Origin of the sequence: Gayadomonas joobiniege G7, from assembly GCF_000300815.1 — a bacterium.
Taxonomy (GTDB): domain Bacteria; phylum Pseudomonadota; class Gammaproteobacteria; order Enterobacterales; family Alteromonadaceae; genus Catenovulum; species Catenovulum joobiniege.
The window spans coordinates 50,750-67,732 of record NZ_AMRX01000007.1; the positions used below are offsets into that span (position 1 = coordinate 50,750).

Here is a 16,983-nt window from a genome sequence, read left to right on the forward strand (position 1 = left end):
CACCTGCAAAAAATTGTCGCATTATACTGATAAAATGCCACAACGCCATTATTCGCTTTGAATCCTGGCAAGCAAGCGCTGAGCTTCGCTTTTTTGCTCGTCATTACCGTCGGCGATCACACGCTTAAGTGCAGCTTCTGCTGAATCTATATCTTCGATTTCAACGTAGGCATAGGCTAGATCAAGTTGTGCCTGCAATCCATTTGAATCATCAGCATCAACGTCATACCCGTTAGTAGATTTTCCGTCAAAAGCTTTTGGCGTGCCTTTTTCATCAATCGCTCGACTATAGGGATCTTCTTCTTCCGGCGATTCATCTAAACTGGTTAAGATATCGTCTATATCTCGATGCGTCTTGGTTTCTCCAGCATCCGTTAACAAACTATCCAAATCCAGATCCGTCTCAGCCCCAACTTGCATTTCCGCTTTAGGCCGCTCTTGGTGACTATTGCTGGTTGCAAAATGTGTTTCATCGTCGGCTTGTTCTGCCAGCAAATCATCCCATTGCGACACGTCATTATTATTGTTTTTTGCGCTGGGTTGTATAAATGACAAAGAATCATCATTTTTAAAATCTAATTCATCAAAATCAAAACTCTCATCAAGATCATTATTTTTATCGTTTAAACCCAATTCGTCTTTTATGCCGCCATCAAATATATCTTTCGATGCCAGAGCTTGTGAAGCTTGAGTATCAGCAGCAGACTCATTTAGATCGGCCGCTAAATCAAGTTCAGGATCTTGCTCTAATTTGCTATCGGATTCCTGTTTATCGGCTAGATTTACGTCGTCTGGCGAGTCTTTCACTTGTGCATTTGCATCTTCTTCAATTAGCTGACTGGGTTCTACTTCAAACTTTTCAATCGCTTGATCATGAGTCTCTAGATCATCTGTGTCTAGGTCACCAGCATCTAGCTCGTCAACATCTGCCGCTAAATTAAGTTCAGGATCTTGCTCTAATTTACTGTCGGATTCCTGTTTATCGGCTTGCTTTACGTCGTCTGGCGAGTCTTTCACTTGTGCATTTGCATCTTCTTCATCATCTTCTTCAATTAGCTGACTGGGTTCTGCTTCAAACTTTTCAATCGCTTGCTCATGAGTCTCTAGATCGTCTGTGTCTAGGTCACCAGCGTCTAGCTCGTCAACATCCGCGGCTAAATCAAGTTCAGGATCTTGCTCTAATTCCCTCAAGTTAGCTTGTAAATCTGGTTTTTCGGTTTGCTCATCAGCAAGTAATTCATTCAGATCAAGCTCTTGATTATTTGACGGCTCCCCCATTGCTGCTGATTTTTCCATATCTTCATCGAGTAAAGCATCTAACTCTTCATCTGAGTCGTCTAGCGCTTGTTCTGAGGCTGGGTTTGTACCCTCGGACACAATACTACCACCCTCTTCGTCAGTGACTCCGGCCTGAGCGGTATCTGCTTTAGCTAGTTCATCTAAGCGCTCTTTGGATAATACTTGAGCTGCTAATTCAGCTTCATTTTCTTCACTGCTTTGTTGCAATAATGCGTTTATATCTTCATCTGAAATTTCGTCATTTGTATCATCATCTACTAAGTCGCTTAATGACAAATCCAATACATCATCCGTTAACTCTTCGTCTAATATCGAAGGTTCGCCGGCCTGATTCGTTTTTTCAGTTTGTTGTGATGGTGATGTTTCGTTGGCGTTTAATAAAGCAAAATCATCCTCTAACGGAGGTAATAAATCGTCGTCTAATTGAATGGCCGTATCATCATCTTCAGGCACGTTTGGTTTAGATTTAGGCACTTCATTTGATACCTCGACAGCCGTTTCAGAGGCACCGGACGGTTCAGATGAACGAGTGTCGGGTTTGTTTGCATTGATTGACTCAACCGCTGGCCCGTTTTTATCTGATGCATCATGACTTCTTTTGCGTAACCAAAAAAATAATAAACTAGCCACAAGCATTGCTGGTAAACTGGCCAGCAGCACTAAATAAAAAAGATTATTTGCTACTGTGTCGGCAAAACTATTTAGCAAACCAGCCTCTTGTTGTGCTTTTTGTTTATTCATGTTTGCCAAGATTTCTTTTTGCTGGCTTAATACTTGCTCAACCTGCTGTTGCAGTTTACTGCCCTGACCAAGGTCTTGTCGTAGCTGGTCGACTTGCTCGTTCACTTTTACTAAACGATTTTTAAGCTTTTCGTTTTCTTCTAATAATGCCCGAATATCACTGATTGAATTTTTAAATTGTTGTTGCAAACCGCTATAAGCTTCAGCTTGGCTAGTTTGTAACTGATTGAGTTTTGTTTGCAGGTTTTTTTCAGCCGTTTCTAAATCCGCTTGCCGCGCCGTCGTTTGCCGTTTTTTTTCAGCTGGACTCTGAGCAGCTAAGCGGTTTTGTTCCAATTTTTTTTGCCAAACTTCATCATCTAAATCCGATTTATTCATCGCGGCTTGATGATTCACCTTGCGAATAGCGGCAAGGGTTGGCAGTTGTAACACAGCCCCATTACGCAAACTATTTAGATTATTCTCGTTAAAAGCATTTTTATTGGCCTGATAAATTGCCAACATCACCTGATAAGTTGAAACACTATTATCCGGTTTGTATTCGCTGGCAATTTGCCATAGGGTGTCTTGGCGGGAAATGGGGCCATAGGTTTTCCCAGATAAGCCAATATCTGTATCTCTATCACCCCGAATTTGAACTTCAGCAGAAGCGGGTGCTATAACTGTTAAACAGACAAACAGCCAAACAATCTTAAAACAATTACGCATTATTATTATCCTTTATATACTTCTGCTGAGCTGAGTTTAATCTTTTAACTGTGCATTAAACCCTAAGTCTTTAAAAATAGTATATGACATTTGATCACAATATAACTTCAACGACGTTAATTCGCGTCTAATGGCATAATTTTTACGTAAATATTCAAAACTATTTTTAGACTGCTGCATCCCGGTTTTAAAATCTATGTCGTCGTTGCGAATGTCATAAACTAGGTTAATCATAGCGCGATACTGGCGCTGGCTTAACTGATAATTGTCGGTCATATTGATCGAATCGATAGCCATGCCCGGCAATAAATCAGCAAGCCGGATATTGGCTTCTAGACCTAACATTTTACATACTTTTTGATACAGTATTTCTGTCCCCCGAGCTTTCCCTTCTAGGCTATGTCCTGCAATATGCGGGGTTGCAAACTCTAACCAGGGTAGTAGCTGTGCTTCGATGTTTGGTTCATTTTCAAAAACGTCTAAAACGACTTTTAAGTCTTGCCCAGACATGAACACGTTTAATAATGCCTGATTATCTATGACTTCACCACGACAAGCATTAATCAAGATGGCCCCAGGTTTTAAATGACCCAGGGTATCTTTATTAAACATATGTTTGGTTGGATGACGCCCACCTTCGGTGAACGGCACATGACAAGTAATGATGTCGCAGGTCAGAACTTCATCAAAAGCGGCTGATTCAAAATTTTTATCTAAATCAGCCCGAACTGGATCATAGGCCAAAACTTCACAGCCTAATGCAGCTAATCGGGTTAATAATCGCTGCCCAATCTGACCAACACCAACAACTGCGACCTTTTTACCCGCTAATTCAAAACGGTATTTATTGGCAATGTTTAGACAACTGCTCAGCACATAGTCACAAACTGCGTCTGCATTGCAGCCGGCAGCCGGTGCCCATGGGATACCCTTTTCTGTTAAATAGTCAGCATCAATATGGTTATAACCTGCGGTGGCGGTCCCCACAAATCTTAGTTTATTGTTATCTGCAAGCAAGTCAGCATTGACCTGAGTCGTGGACCGGGTTAATAAAAAATCAGCATCTTTTATTTGTTCGGCAGTCACTGTACGGCCTTTAAAACGCACTATCTCACCAAGTGATTGAAAAAACTCCTCTGCATATAAGAGCGAATCCTCAATATAAAACTTGAACCTATCTGTCATTTTTATCTCTACAGCGGTGAAACCAAACTAAATTGGTTTCACTCTTTCATATTATTTATTAAAACGTTCAAACACTAAGGTTGCATTAGTGCCGCCGAAACCAAAGCTATTTGACATAACTGTGCTCAGTGTTTGCGCCCGAGTTTCTGTTACTACGTCTAAACCTTCAGCTTTTTCATCCAACTTTTCGATATTAATTGACGGTGCAATAAAATCATTTTCAAGCATTAACAAGGAGTATATTGCTTCGTGGACACCGGCTGCCCCTAACGAGTGCCCCGTCATCGCTTTGGTTGCGCTGATAGCAGGTTGCTGGCCGGCAAAAACTTTTTGAATCGCTTCTAACTCTTTTACATCACCAACCGGCGTTGATGTACCGTGCGTATTAACATATTCAATGGGCTTATTGACTGTAGACATAGCTTGCTGCATACAACGGATGGCTCCTTCACCTGAAGGAGCAACCATGTCATAACCATCAGACGTTGCACCATAACCCACAATTTCTGCATAAATTTTCGCGCCACGAGCTAACGCATGTTCCAACTCTTCAACGACCAAGATACCGCCGCCACCTGCGATAACAAAACCATCCCGGTCTGCATCATAGGTTCGTGATGCTTTATCCGGGGTATCGTTGTATTTAGTAGACAAAGCCCCCATGCCATCGAACAAACAAGCTAACGTCCAGTCCAGCTCTTCGCTACCACCCGCAAACACTATATCCTGTTTACCTAACTGAATCTGTTCCCAAGCATGTCCGATACAATGTGCTGATGTTGCACATGCTGAGCTGATTGAATAGTTAACCCCTTTAATTTTAAATGGGGTTGCTAAACAGGCAGATGCGGTAGACCCCATAGTTTTGGTGACCATATAAGGACCAACACGGCGGACGCCTTTGTTACGCATAGTATCAGCCGCTGCAACTTGATTAGCTGATGAGGCACCACCCGAGCCAACAATCAGCCCAGTTCTTGGGTTGGACACTTGATCTTCGGCTAGCCCGGAATCAGCAATGGCTTGTTGCATTGCTATATATGCATATCCAGCAGCGTCGCCCATGAATCTGAGTTGTTTTCTGTCAATATGGTCGGCCAAGTTTAAATCAACATTTCCCCAAACCTGACTACGCATATTAACGTCTGCAAACTGTTGAGAGTGTGTAATGCCGGATTGCCCTGCTTTTAAGGAAGCCAATACTTCTTGCGAGTTATTGCCAATACTGGAAACAATGCCCAGGCCCGTGATCACAGCTCTTTTCATAAAATTCCTCTCAAAATTACGCTCTGGTAACAATTACCAGAAAATTCGATCTTTCATTAAACTTCGTATTATCAATCAATTTCAAGTAAAATGCGATGCTTGAAATCTGATTGGACCAATAAAGTTGACCTCATTAGAAACCGCTAAAATTAATTTTAACGAAGACGGTAATCCTATTTCAGCCGAATTCGACGATATTTATTTTTCCAGACAAGATGGCCTGCAGGAATCCTATCAGGTTTTTCAAGACGGTAACCAGCTCGAATCACGCTGGTTAAAAAGTCATGAAAGACACTTCACGGTCGCCGAAACCGGCTTTGGTACAGGTTTAAACTTTTTTGCCCTCTGCAAACGGTTTGTTGATTTTAAGCAGCGTTATCCAGACTGCAAAGTACAACAATTACAATTTATTTCGTTTGAAAAGTATCCGTTAAGCTTGGAAAAATTCAAACAAGCATTGAGTGTTTGGCCTGAACTCAATCAGTGGTGGCAGCATTTAATCGACCATTATCCAAATTTAGTGGCTGGCCCACACCGGATACGCTTTCCTGAAAATATTATTCTTGATCTCTGGTTAGGCGATGTCAACGACTCACTTACACAACTTCAGTCTGACTCGCGTGGATTGATCGATGCTTGGTTTTTAGACGGCTTCGCACCGCAAAAAAACCCTCAAATGTGGCAACAAAATTTATTTGATGCGATGGCACAAATTGGCAAAGAAGGCTGTACTTTTTCGACTTTTACTGCCGCTGGTTTTGTTCGCCGCGGCTTAATTGCAGCAGGCTTCAATGTAGAAAAAGTACCAGGTTTTGGCCACAAACGAGAGCGCTTGCAAGGTAAACTCAATGAGAAACCTGAACAAACGATAAAAAAAAAATCTCGACTGCCTGAATTAGCGTATACAAGGGCAAATTCACAAAAAATTCATATTATTGGCGGTGGTGTTGCAGCGGTGTGTGCGGCCTTGGCGCTCTACCAACGCGATATCCCCTTTATTTTGCATTGCCAGAAACAGCCAGCTGATGGTGCGTCTGGCAATCGCCAAGGTGCCGTTTACCCACTTTTACAAAACAACCACAACGCGAGTAGTGAACTACAAATCAAATCATTTGAATATGCACTGGCATTTTATCGTCACTGGCAACAGCAATTTGAGTTTAAAGCCGAATTTAAAGGCTTATTGCAGTTAGGCTTTTCTGAAGAGGTCATTCGGCGAATGTTAGCGATGCAAAATAAAGGCTTATGGCCCGAGAGTTTAATTCAATGGATAACTGCTTCAAAAGCGAGTCAAATAGCAGGGATAGAATTACCCTGTTCTGCGCTCTATTTTAAAAATGGCGGCTGGCTAAACCCGTCTCAATTTGTCACCTCCGCATGCCAAATGCTGAATCATCAAAACCCTGGCTGCATCCAAAGTTTTAGTAGATTAAAATCGCTAACCAAAGGTACTCATCAAAACTGGTTGCTTGAGTGCCAAACTCAATCTGGCATGCGTCAATATAGCGCCAGTGCTGTGATCATGGCCAATGGTGTGGCGGCGACTGAATTTAGCAGTTGCCAACATTTACCGTTGCAAGCAGTGCGTGGACAAATTACTGGGGTATCCAGCAGCCAAACGCTCGGCCAGTTAAAAACTGTATTGTGCCATAAAGGCTATTTAACACCGTCCGATGGGCAAATTCATTGTTTGGGTGCTAGTTTTGTTCGCAATTGTGCAGACAATACGAACAATATATCGGATGATGAAAAAAATCTTGATTTACAGAAAAAACATTTACCTGTACTTGAAAATGATTTGACGCTCGCAAAGGTAACCTACCGTAGAGCTTCGGTTCGTGCTTGTGCCAATGATCACCTCCCCGTTATGGGCCCAGTGTTTAATGCCAGTTGGCCATATACTGATAATTCCCCAGCAGGTCTTTATATTTTGTCGGGTTTAGGTTCAAGAGGATTGACAACGGCACCATTAATGGCTGAGACCTTAGTCGCAAGTATGTGTTCAGAGAGTCTGGCATTACCGCGCTATGCTTTAAACGCCATTCATCCGATGCGTTTTGCGCTGAGGGATTTCAAGCGCGGTAAGCCAACCAACTAGAGGTATGTTTGTAAATAATCAGAGGCTTTAATGGCGGAGGGGACCGCAAAAATCAAATTCCGCATGAGGGATACGCCGAGTTTGATTCTATTGACATTAAAACCGTCTGACATATAGGCTATCGACTGGGTTTTAGTGAACTTTAGAAACTTTTAAATTTATTAGGGGCTGAATATGATGAATGATGACGATAAAGATGCATTATTTATGGCAGCGTTCGCTGACGTAAAACCCATCAAACAAGATACGATAGCAACACCTAAACACCAAATTGATGAAGCCGCTAGACTCCGCAAAGAAGCCCTTACTCTAACCAGTCAGTTAGAGCATAACCAATTAACAACAGGGTACGTACCGGCAATTGACCCACTAGATATGTTGATGTACAAAAAAGATGGTGTACAGAACGAAGTTTTTAAAAAATTACGTGCAGGCAAATACCCTGTCGCTGCGCACTTAAATATCAGTCATATGTCAATCGAACAAGCACGCTTGGCGGTCTTTAAATATATCAATCAAAGCAGAGAAAAAAATCACCGCTGTGTATTAATCAAGCATGGTTTAAAACATGTTAAAGGCAGCCCAGATCTTTTTCTAAAAAGCTATGTAAATACTTGGTTACCTCAGCTGGAATCTGTGCTTGCTGTACATAGTGCCCCTAAACATTTAGGCGGTTATGCGTCGTGTTTAGTGTTGTTAAAAAAATCAGATGAGCAAAAACGAGAAACCCGCGAACGAATGCAAAAACGCTGTGGGTAATTCAAATAATCGATTAGCCCAAACGAATAGTTTAATTAGCCAGATGAATTGGCTTGAGTTATTCTAATGCGACCCTATTAATAAACCAATTAAGAAACTTGGAGAATAAGAATGAGTGAAGCCAGACATTGCCCGCTTCTGATATTGGGTTCTGGTCCAGCCGGATACACAGCCGCTGTTTATGCAGCACGTGCAAACTTAAAACCTGTATTAATTACTGGCATGCAACAAGGTGGTCAATTAACAACCACAACTGAGGTAGAAAATTGGCCAGGTGATGCGGATGATTTAACCGGTCCGGGCTTAATGCAGCGTATGCAAGCACATGCGGAAAAATTCGATACTGAAATTTTATTTGACCACATCCACACGGTCGATTTTTCGTCTAAACCCTATACCTTAACTGGTGATGCTGGTCAGTATACCTGTGATGCTTTGATTATCTGTACAGGCGCATCCGCTAAATATTTAGGTTTACCGTCAGAAGAAGCTTTCCAGGGCCGCGGCGTTTCTGCCTGCGCAACTTGTGATGGTTTTTTCTATAAAAACCAAAAAGTCGCCGTCGTGGGTGGTGGCAACACAGCGGTTGAAGAAGCACTTTACCTATCAAACATTGCGTCTGAAGTGCATGTTATTCACCGCCGTGACAGCTTCCGTTCTGAAAAGATCTTGAGTGATCGATTAATGGAAAAAGCAAAAAGCGGCAATATTACTTTACATCTAAATAAAACATTAGATGAGGTGTTAGGCGATGATTCAGGCGTTACTGGTATCCGCATCAAAGATACGGAGAGTAATAACACAGAAGAGCTTGAACTAGCTGGTGTTTTTATTGCGATTGGTCATAAACCCAACACAGACATTTTTGCCGGTCAACTTGAGATGAAAGACGGTTACATTATCGTGCAATCCGGTCTTAATGGAAATGCGACCGCAACCAGTGTCGAAGGTGTATTTGCCGCTGGTGACGTTATGGATCACACCTACCGTCAAGCAATCACGTCTGCAGGAACCGGTTGTATGGCTGCGCTTGATGCCGAGCGTTATTTAGACAATTTAAAATAATGCCCAGGCTGTCGGGTTTCCGGCAGCCCCTTTTAGGAGTTCGTCATAGCCCTGTTTCAACTCGATAAAGATGAAGTCATCTTTCCACCCGCTGAGCTCGCGCTTGCTTCTCCCAATGGATTATTGGCGGTCGGTGGCGATTTAACCGTTGAACGCTTAGTTTGCGCCTATCGAAACGGTATATTTCCTTGGTTTAACCCAAACGAACCTATTTTATGGTGGAGCCCAGATCCACGCGGTGTGATTGAACCTAAACAAATCTCGCCATCCCGTTCCACGCGTAAAACATGTAAACGTAACGCTTACCAATTCACTTTAAATTATAATTTTTCTGATGTCATAAAGGCTTGTGCAAATGCCCGTAGTGCCCAAGAAGGAACCTGGATTAGTCAGACCATGATGCAGGCTTATATCCGCTTACACCAGGCGGGTTATGCTCACTCAATTGAAGTATGGCAAGACAAAAAGCTGGTTGGTGGTTTATATGGGGTGCAAATCGGCCAAGTATTTTGTGGTGAATCTATGTTTCATTATGCTGATAATGCGTCTAAAGCAGCCTTTCATCAACTTGGCCAGCATTGTTTAGCCGCAAACATTCAGCTAATTGATTGCCAGATGCAAAATGATCATTTAGCCAGCTTAGGTGTTTATGAACTGCCCAGAAAAACTTTCTTACAACAGCTAAAACAGTTGCGTGATGTCCAAGTATCATCCAGTTGGTGGTTACCACAAAAATTAAACTATGAATAAAACCCAATATCAATTTGGCGTCACAGAGAGCTTTCCTTGCGCCTACTTAAACGATCAAAAAGAGCGTTTATTAGTTGCAGTGGATGATGCCTTAAAAGATGTTGCACATTATGAAACACTCATGCAACTTGGCTTTAGGCGCAGCAAAGATCATATTTACCGGCCACATTGTGAGCGTTGTCAGGCTTGTCAATCAATCCGGATCCCAGTAACGCGTTTTAAACCCTCGCGGAGTCAAAAACGCTTGCTTAAAAAAAACCAAAATTTGATGGTCAATTTTATTCAAGCACCTCTGTCTGATATGAAATGGCAGCAGTATTATCAGATGTTCAGCCGCTATATTGAGCAAAGGCATACCGACGGCACTATGTACCCACCTGATGTTGAGCAGTTTAACTCTCTATTACAGACGGACTGGATGTTAACCGGCTTTTTAGAAGTTTACCAAAACGAAAAGCTAGTGGCGGTTGCTATTGTCGACTGTATGAGTGACAGCATCTCAGCCGTTTATACCTTTTTTGAACCTGACGCAGCCCATTTGTCACTTGGTACTTTCGCTATCTTAGAATTGATCAGACTCGCAAATGTCCGTAGATTAAGTTATTTATATCTTGGTTATCAAGTTGATGAATGCCGAAAGATGAACTATAAAACACGCTTCCTACCACACCAAAGGCTGATCCAAAATCATTGGTGGGATGTAGAAAAAACCACCTGAACCTTTACAAGCGGGTTGGCTTAGGGCATGATCGGCCCGAATTTTTTAGCAAACAAAATTAACTGAGGTTATTAACTGAATGGCGAAAGAAGATTGCATTGAAATGCAGGGCACAGTTTTAGATACCCTGCCAAATACAATGTTCCGCGTGGAATTAGAAAATGGTCACGTCGTAACAGCTCATATTTCTGGTAAAATGCGTAAAAACTACATCCGCATATTAACTGGGGATACTGTTACAGTAGAAATGACTCCTTATGATTTATCAAAAGGCCGTATTGTTTTCCGCCAACGCTGAGTCCTAACATTGTGTGTTACCCATTGGGTAACACACATTGTTTTTTAGATTAATTTGCTTTTTCAGCTTTTTTGGAGCCTGCAAACGCAAAATCTAATTTGTCACCATTCACAGTGACTGTCACACTGCCGCCATCACTTAACGCACCAAATAATAGCTCATTTGCAAGTGGCTTTTTGAGATGCTCTTGAATGACACGTGCCATCGGCCTGGCCCCCATCGCTTTGTCATAACCTTTTTCAGCCAACCACTCTCTTGCATCACTTTGTAAGTTAAGCGAAACGCCTTTTTTGTCTAACATAGACTCTAGCTCGGCTATAAACTTATCAACAACTTGAACAATGATGTCAGGTGTTAAATGATTAAACCAAATAATGTTGTCCAAACGGTTTCTAAATTCAGGCGTAAAAGTACGCTTAATTTCTGCCATCGCATCTGAACTATGATCCTGCTGTTGAAAACCAATCGACTGCTTAGTTGTTTCCTGTACACCAGCATTTGTCGTCATCACAAAAACGACATTTCTAAAATCCGCTTTACGACCGTTATTATCGGTTAGGGTGCCGTGATCCATCACCTGTAATAAAATATTAAAAACATCTGGATGTGCTTTTTCTATCTCATCTAATAACACCACTGAATGAGGGTGTTTGATCACTTGATCAGTTAATAATCCCCCTTGATCAAAACCGACATAACCTGGAGGTGCACCAATCAAACGAGATACAGCATGACGTTCCATATATTCAGACATATCAATTCGAATAAGTTCTATGTCTAATACTTTCGCTAATTGCTGCGTCACTTCCGTTTTGCCGACCCCAGTTGGGCCCGCAAATAAAAAACTACCAATCGGCTTTTGTTCATCTTTTAAACCTGAGCGCGCTAGGCGGATCGCCGCAGTCAGGGTGTCTATAGCTGGGTTTTGGCCAAACACCACCATTTTAAGATTACGCTCTAAATTTTTCAGCACTTCTTTATCCGAGCTAGAAACAGACTTTTCTGGGATACGAGCCATTTTGGCAATAATTTGCTCAACATCCGCAACGTTAATCGTCTTTTTACGTCGGCTGACTGGCTGCAATCTCTGGTTAGCCCCCGCCTCGTCGATAACATCAATCGCCTTATCTGGTAACCTGCGCTCGTTAATATAACGGGCAGATAATTCAGCTGCCGCACGAATGGCTTTTTGCGTATAACGCACGCTGTGGTGTGTTTCGTATCGCGTTTTTAACCCCATTAAAATTCGGGTCGTGTCCTCAACCGATGGCTCACTCACATCTACTTTTTGGAATCGACGCACGAGCGCTCTATCTTTTTCAAAGATACCTTGAAACTCCTGATAGGTGGTTGAGCCAATACACTTGAGTTTACCGCCCGATAACAAAGGTTTTAATAAATTAGATGCATCCATCACACCGCCAGACGCAGCACCTGCACCTATAATAGTATGTATTTCATCAATAAATAAAATTGAGTGAGGGTCTTTTTCAAGCTCTTTTAACAAGGCTTTAAAACGCTTTTCAAAATCGCCTCGGTACTTAGTCCCTGCTAATAAAGCCCCCATATCCAACGAATAAATTGTCGCTTCGGCAATCACTTCGGGCACTTCTTTTTTAATTATTCTATAGGCTAACCCTTCGGCAATAGCCGTCTTACCAACGCCTGCTTCACCAACTAGTAAAGGGTTATTTTTACGACGACGACACAATACTTGAATGGTGCGTTCCACTTCTTTTTCGCGACCGATCAGAGGGTCTATTTTACCCAATTCAGCTTCACGATTCAGATTAAGCGCAAAGGACGCAAGCATGTTGCCTTTTTCGTTTGTTTCACCTTCATCTTGCTCAAAGCTCGACTCTTCAGAGCCGTCTGATTGTTCAGATTCGTGTTTTTTGATGCCATGCGAAATAAAGTTAACAATATCTAACCTTGATATATCCATCTTTTTAAGCAGATAAACGGCTTGCGACTCTTGTTCACTAAATATGGCAACTAATACATTCGCCCCAGTAACTTCGGTTTTACCCGAAGACTGCACATGAAAAACGGCACGCTGTAAAACCCGCTGAAAGCCAAGCGTTGGTTGTGTTTCTCTCTCATCATCTTCTTGCGGGATCACAGGTGTGGTTTCGTTGATAAAATTGCTCAACTCTTGCTCAATTGATTGCAATTCAGCACCACAGGCCTGTAAAGCTTCAATTGCTGCTGGGTTACGCAGCAATGCTAACAACAGGTGTTCAACAGTCATAAACTCATGACGTCGCTGACGAGCGTCCCTGAACGCATCATTTAAAGTCGTTTCTAAATCTTTATTCAGCATAGGAACTCCACAGGCTAGTTAAAACGGAATATTCAGGCTTGCTCCATGGTACACATTAGCGGATGTTGATTATCTCTCGCGTAACGGTTCACCTGAGCAACTTTAGTCTCTGCAATGCCATACGGATACACACCACAGATCCCTTTTCCTTCATAATGAACTGTCAACATGATTTGTGTTGCAGCTTCACTGTCTTTATTAAAAAACTTCATTAAAACGTCGATCACAAAATCCATCGGTGTATAGTCATCATTATTTAATACCACTTTGTACAGCGGCGGGGATTTGAGCTTTTTAGCTTCAATATCTTTAACGGCTTCGTAATCATTAAACAGATCTGAGTCTTCTTTACTCATAATTCAATATAGCTCGCGAATTAATTCTGTGCACTAAATTATTTTAAACTACTATACCTTAGCAATATGTTAATTCCGATAAAAAAGGGTAAAAACGCACACTTTTCATGACCAATGCAAGATTTTTTATAATAACACTTGACTATTCGGCTAAATTATCTACAGTTTAACATGTAGTCATTATGGATGATTTCAAGTAGTACATGTTTGATGACTCATTTTTCGTTTTTTCATTTTTCGATTTTTCAAAGTATAGAAGGAAGTTGCAGTATGGCTACTGGTAAAGTTAAATGGTTCAATAATGCTAAAGGTTTTGGTTTTATCGTACCTGAAGATAGAGAAGAAGATGTTTTTGCGCATTATTCAACAATTAACATGGATGGTTACCGGACTTTAAAAGCGGGTCAAGAGGTTGAGTTTGAGCTTGAAGAGGGCCCAAAAGGATTACATGCGACTAATATCAAAGTACCCAATATGGTTAAGTAAAATTTTTTAATCTTACTTACAACAAAAAAAGCAGCTTAGCTGCTTTTTTTGATCCCAGCTTTTAGTTATTAATGGCTTACGCGTACAAACTCAACTATTTTATTATTTTCATCAATTAATAAACGAAACCTTCCGCGTATTCCCAGCGCATCAATGTGGTTGCGAATTCGACTAACAGGAAGCTGAACTCTTACCCCTTCTTCACTTATTAATACAGCATGCTGAACCTGACCATAATAGATTGCAAGGCAATCACTGTAGCTCATCCTTAAGCTAAAATAATATTCTTTCATATTCGCCTTAATTAAGATGCCAGCGACTTTGAAATCTTTTCGTACAAGTCTGAACTCAGCCCATCTAATGCAGACAGTCTTTGTAATTCACTTTTAATTAGCGTTTGTCGACCAAGATCAAGTTTGTGATACTGAATGAGCGGTGTGATCATACGAGCCGCTACTTGTGGGTTAATTGCATTAAGTTTTTCAATAGCGCGTGAGACTAATTGATAACCTCGACCGTCCGACCGATGAAATTGTGCATGGTTAAACATTGCAAACTGCCCGAACAGTGCACGGACCTTATTTGGATTATTCCAATTAAAATCAGGGTGTGATTGCAATTTTTCGATGTTCGTAAAAATCTCATCTGTATCTTGTTTGGCTTGCAGTGCAAACCATTTATCCATCACTAAAGAGTCTCCGCGCCACGATTGATCAAAGTCGTCCATCAACTGCTTGAAGACATTTTTATCGCTAACGCCTGCTGCTTGCAAAATAGACAAGCGGTCGGTCATATTGTCAGCGCCTTGATAAAATTCGCCTAGCTGCTCCCCAATATCAGCATAATTAGCCATTGCCAATAGTTTTAAAGATGCACCCCAAAGAGATCTTCGTGCGATCTCACTTGCATTATACTGATAGTCAGTTGGGGTTGCTTGTTGCCACACTCGATAGAGGCTATCTCCAATTTGATCAACCAAATAAACTTGCAGCGACTGGCGAGCACGAATTATTTTTTGGGGATTTACTTGCTCAAAATACTCAAGCAACGAAGAAAAACTCGGCACGGTTAAAATTTCAGCTAACAAAGCCTTGTCTAACGACTCATCAGCCAACAGTGCACGGAGTACTTGTGCGATTTCTACTGGGTATTCAGTCAACTCACCTTTGACATCTTGACATAGATACTTAATATATAGGTTTTGCATTAGCTCCCATTTTGCATAATCACTCGTCTCTGCGGGGATCAAGCAACTGAGCTCAGCATCAGAGTACTGATAATTCAGCTTCACTGGCGCACTGAAGTCTCTTAACAAACTAAAATAAACAGGTTGCTTGCATGCAAAAGTAAAACTCTGTTCGGCTTGAGTTAAATTAAGTACCTGTTCGGCCCCACCCGTTAGCTCGGCAGGCTGCCCATCTTGATAATAAAAGGCAATTTTAACCGGTATATGAAGTGGCGCTTTATCCACTTGATCAAAAGTTGCGTGAGTCATTTGCTGCAACGTCAGCGTTAATGTTTGAGCGACTTGATTATATTCACTGGATACGCTGACCACCGGGGTTCCACTTTGGCTATACCACAATCTAAACTGACTGAGATCAAGGCCAGAAGCGTCTTGCATTGCGTCAACAAAGTCATCACAAGTAACGGCTTGACCATCAAAACGTTCAAAATACAACGCCATACCTTGTTGAAATTTGTCTTCACCCAAAATTGAATGCAGCATACGGATCACTTCGGCACCTTTGTCATACACAGTCACTGTATAAAAGTTATTCATTTCTATTACAGCGTCAGGTCGGATCGGATGTGACATAGGACTCGCATCTTCGGCAAATTGGTGCTCTCGCATTATCCGTACTTGTTGAATTCGGTTAACTGCACGTGACCCCAAATCCATGCTGAACTCTTGATCACGGAATACCGTTAATCCCTCTTTCAAACTAAGTTGAAACCAATCTCGGCAGGTGACCCTATTGCCTGTCCAATTATGAAAATATTCATGACCAACGATAGATTCGATACTCAGATAATCAGCGTCTGTTGCACTCTCGCGATCGGCTAAAACACATTTTGAGTTAAAGACATTTAAACCTTTATTTTCCATCGCCCCCATATTAAAAAAGTCAACGGCAACTATCATGTAAATATCAAGATCATACTCTAGTGAAAAACGTTGCTCGTCCCAAGCCATTGCAGCTTTTAACGAAGCCATCGCATGTTCGGCGCGCCCTAAATTGCCTTTATCAACAAATAGTTCTAATTGAATATTTCGGCCACTGCGGCTATTAAAACTATCTTGTAAAACATCAAAATCACCTGCAACTAGCGCAAATAAATAACAAGGTTTTTTAAAAGGATCAACCCAGGTCACTTTTGTTAACCCTGATGGCAAAGTTTCTTCAGCGACTTTATTTCCATTCGATAACAAATGCGGATACATACTTTTATCCGCAATAATATGCGTTGTAAAAGCGCCTAAAACATCAGGACGGTCTTGAAAGTAGGTAATGCGGCGAAAACCTTGTGCTTCGCATTGAGTGCAGTAGGCTCCGCCTGACAAATAAAGACCTTCTAATGCCGTATTATTTACAGGATCGATTAAACTTTCGGTCGTTAATACAAATTGCTCGGGTAAATCAGTTAACGTTAGTGTTTCGTTAGTAATTTGGTATTCAGATGCTGTTAATTGGCGGCCATCCAGCTCAACTCTTTCAAGTTGTTGGTGTTCGCCATTCAACACCAATTTGTTTGCACCTGCTTCTGCGCGGTAATACTCAGTGGTATTTATTACCTTTGTATTTTCTCCATCAAGATAAAAAGTTAACACTACGTTTTGCACTAAAAACTCAGGTTTTTTGTAATCTTTTAAATATTGTGCGGATGCGTGCTCTGTTTTCATAAAAACCTCAAATAAGACAAGACCAG

14 protein-coding genes are annotated in these 16,983 nt (G+C 41.5%); 7 read left to right on the top strand and 7 right to left on the bottom strand.

The window, feature by feature from the left end:
- Positions 1-48 precede the first annotated feature (48 nt).
- Genes C727_RS0112425 through fabB form a run of 3 tightly spaced genes read right to left on the bottom strand, consistent with a single transcriptional unit; the run spans position 49 to position 5,199 of the window.
- Positions 49-2,748 (bottom strand): FimV/HubP family polar landmark protein, encoded by a 2,700-nt coding sequence (locus C727_RS0112425; protein WP_017445970.1) that lies wholly within the window; start codon positions 2,746-2,748, stop codon positions 49-51.
- 36 nt (positions 2,749-2,784) lie between these two features.
- Positions 2,785-3,933, bottom strand: a complete 1,149-nt coding sequence (locus tag C727_RS0112430) for a 4-phosphoerythronate dehydrogenase (RefSeq protein WP_017445971.1) — start codon at positions 3,931-3,933, stop codon at positions 2,785-2,787.
- Between the two features lie 51 nt (positions 3,934-3,984).
- Positions 3,985-5,199 carry a beta-ketoacyl-ACP synthase I gene (gene fabB / locus C727_RS0112435; RefSeq protein ID WP_017445972.1) on the bottom strand — a complete coding sequence of 405 codons (1,215 nt, stop codon included), beginning with the start codon at positions 5,197-5,199 and terminating at the stop codon, positions 3,985-3,987.
- A 124-nt stretch (positions 5,200-5,323) separates the two neighbouring features.
- Here fabB and mnmC point away from each other — a divergent pair, with 124 nt between their 5' ends.
- The 6 genes from mnmC (at position 5,324) to infA (ending at position 10,887) form a co-directional block, all read left to right on the top strand.
- The gene (gene mnmC / locus C727_RS0112440; protein ID WP_017445973.1) at positions 5,324-7,297 is read left to right on the top strand and encodes a bifunctional tRNA (5-methylaminomethyl-2-thiouridine)(34)-methyltransferase MnmC2/FAD-dependent 5-carboxymethylaminomethyl-2-thiouridine(34) oxidoreductase MnmC1; all 1,974 of its coding nucleotides are present in this window, start codon (positions 5,324-5,326) and stop codon (positions 7,295-7,297) included.
- 174 nt (positions 7,298-7,471) lie between these two features.
- Positions 7,472-8,056 (top strand): DNA endonuclease SmrA, encoded by a 585-nt coding sequence (gene smrA / locus C727_RS0112445; RefSeq protein ID WP_017445974.1) that lies wholly within the window; start codon positions 7,472-7,474, stop codon positions 8,054-8,056.
- A 111-nt stretch (positions 8,057-8,167) separates the two neighbouring features.
- Positions 8,168-9,121, top strand: a complete 954-nt coding sequence (gene trxB, locus C727_RS0112450) for a thioredoxin-disulfide reductase (RefSeq protein WP_017445975.1) — start codon at positions 8,168-8,170, stop codon at positions 9,119-9,121.
- Between the two features lie 123 nt (positions 9,122-9,244).
- Positions 9,245-9,871: a leucyl/phenylalanyl-tRNA--protein transferase gene (aat, locus tag C727_RS0112455; RefSeq protein WP_017445976.1), complete on the top strand. Its 627-nt coding sequence runs from the start codon at positions 9,245-9,247 to the stop codon at positions 9,869-9,871.
- Positions 9,864-10,589, top strand: coding sequence for an arginyltransferase (locus C727_RS0112460; RefSeq protein WP_017445977.1), 726 nt, complete (start codon positions 9,864-9,866; stop codon positions 10,587-10,589). Before aat ends, C727_RS0112460 begins: the two co-directional genes overlap by 8 nt.
- Before the next feature lie 79 nt (positions 10,590-10,668).
- Positions 10,669-10,887 (top strand): translation initiation factor IF-1, encoded by a 219-nt coding sequence (gene infA, locus C727_RS0112465; RefSeq protein ID WP_017445978.1) that lies wholly within the window; start codon positions 10,669-10,671, stop codon positions 10,885-10,887.
- Positions 10,888-10,936: 49 nt separating this feature from the next.
- Here the strand turns inward: infA and clpA are convergent, their stop codons facing one another.
- The gene (clpA, locus tag C727_RS0112470) at positions 10,937-13,210 is read right to left on the bottom strand and encodes an ATP-dependent Clp protease ATP-binding subunit ClpA (protein ID WP_017445979.1); all 2,274 of its coding nucleotides are present in this window, start codon (positions 13,208-13,210) and stop codon (positions 10,937-10,939) included.
- 32 nt (positions 13,211-13,242) lie between these two features.
- On the bottom strand, positions 13,243-13,566 hold the full coding sequence (gene clpS, locus C727_RS0112475; RefSeq protein WP_017445980.1) for an ATP-dependent Clp protease adapter ClpS: 324 nt from the start codon (positions 13,564-13,566) through the stop codon (positions 13,243-13,245).
- Positions 13,567-13,836: 270 nt separating this feature from the next.
- On the opposite strand from clpS, the gene cspD reads away from it, so the two are divergent.
- The gene (gene cspD / locus C727_RS0112480; protein ID WP_017445981.1) at positions 13,837-14,052 is read left to right on the top strand and encodes a cold shock domain-containing protein CspD; all 216 of its coding nucleotides are present in this window, start codon (positions 13,837-13,839) and stop codon (positions 14,050-14,052) included.
- Between the two features lie 68 nt (positions 14,053-14,120).
- Here cspD and C727_RS0112485 read toward each other — a convergent pair whose 3' ends face one another.
- Together C727_RS0112485 and pepN are read right to left on the bottom strand one after the other, a co-directional pair.
- Positions 14,121-14,345 carry a DUF2835 family protein gene (locus tag C727_RS0112485; protein WP_017445982.1) on the bottom strand — a complete coding sequence of 75 codons (225 nt, stop codon included), beginning with the start codon at positions 14,343-14,345 and terminating at the stop codon, positions 14,121-14,123.
- Between the two features lie 11 nt (positions 14,346-14,356).
- A complete protein-coding gene (gene pepN / locus C727_RS0112490; protein ID WP_017445983.1) occupies positions 14,357-16,957 on the bottom strand; it encodes an aminopeptidase N in 2,601 nt (866 codons plus the stop codon).
- Between the last annotated feature and the right edge of the window lie 26 nt (positions 16,958-16,983).

Excerpts from the sequence above, each read along its gene's own strand:
- C727_RS0112425 (WP_017445970.1), bottom strand. The coding sequence starts at position 2,748 with ATGCGTAATTGTTTTAAGATTGTTTGGCTGTTTGTCTGTTTAACAGTT.
- C727_RS0112430 (WP_017445971.1), bottom strand. The coding sequence starts at position 3,933 with ATGACAGATAGGTTCAAGTTTTATATTGAGGATTCGCTCTTATATGCA.
- fabB (WP_017445972.1), bottom strand. The coding sequence starts at position 5,199 with ATGAAAAGAGCTGTGATCACGGGCCTGGGCATTGTTTCCAGTATTGGC.
- smrA (WP_017445974.1), top strand. The coding sequence starts at position 7,472 with ATGATGAATGATGACGATAAAGATGCATTATTTATGGCAGCGTTCGCT.
- trxB (WP_017445975.1), top strand. The coding sequence starts at position 8,168 with ATGAGTGAAGCCAGACATTGCCCGCTTCTGATATTGGGTTCTGGTCCA.
- C727_RS0112460 (WP_017445977.1), top strand. The coding sequence starts at position 9,864 with ATGAATAAAACCCAATATCAATTTGGCGTCACAGAGAGCTTTCCTTGC.
- infA (WP_017445978.1), top strand. The coding sequence starts at position 10,669 with ATGGCGAAAGAAGATTGCATTGAAATGCAGGGCACAGTTTTAGATACC.
- clpA (WP_017445979.1), bottom strand. The coding sequence starts at position 13,210 with ATGCTGAATAAAGATTTAGAAACGACTTTAAATGATGCGTTCAGGGAC.
- clpS (WP_017445980.1), bottom strand. The coding sequence starts at position 13,566 with ATGAGTAAAGAAGACTCAGATCTGTTTAATGATTACGAAGCCGTTAAA.
- cspD (WP_017445981.1), top strand. The coding sequence starts at position 13,837 with ATGGCTACTGGTAAAGTTAAATGGTTCAATAATGCTAAAGGTTTTGGT.
- C727_RS0112485 (WP_017445982.1), bottom strand. The coding sequence starts at position 14,345 with ATGAAAGAATATTATTTTAGCTTAAGGATGAGCTACAGTGATTGCCTT.
- pepN (WP_017445983.1), bottom strand. The coding sequence starts at position 16,957 with ATGAAAACAGAGCACGCATCCGCACAATATTTAAAAGATTACAAAAAA.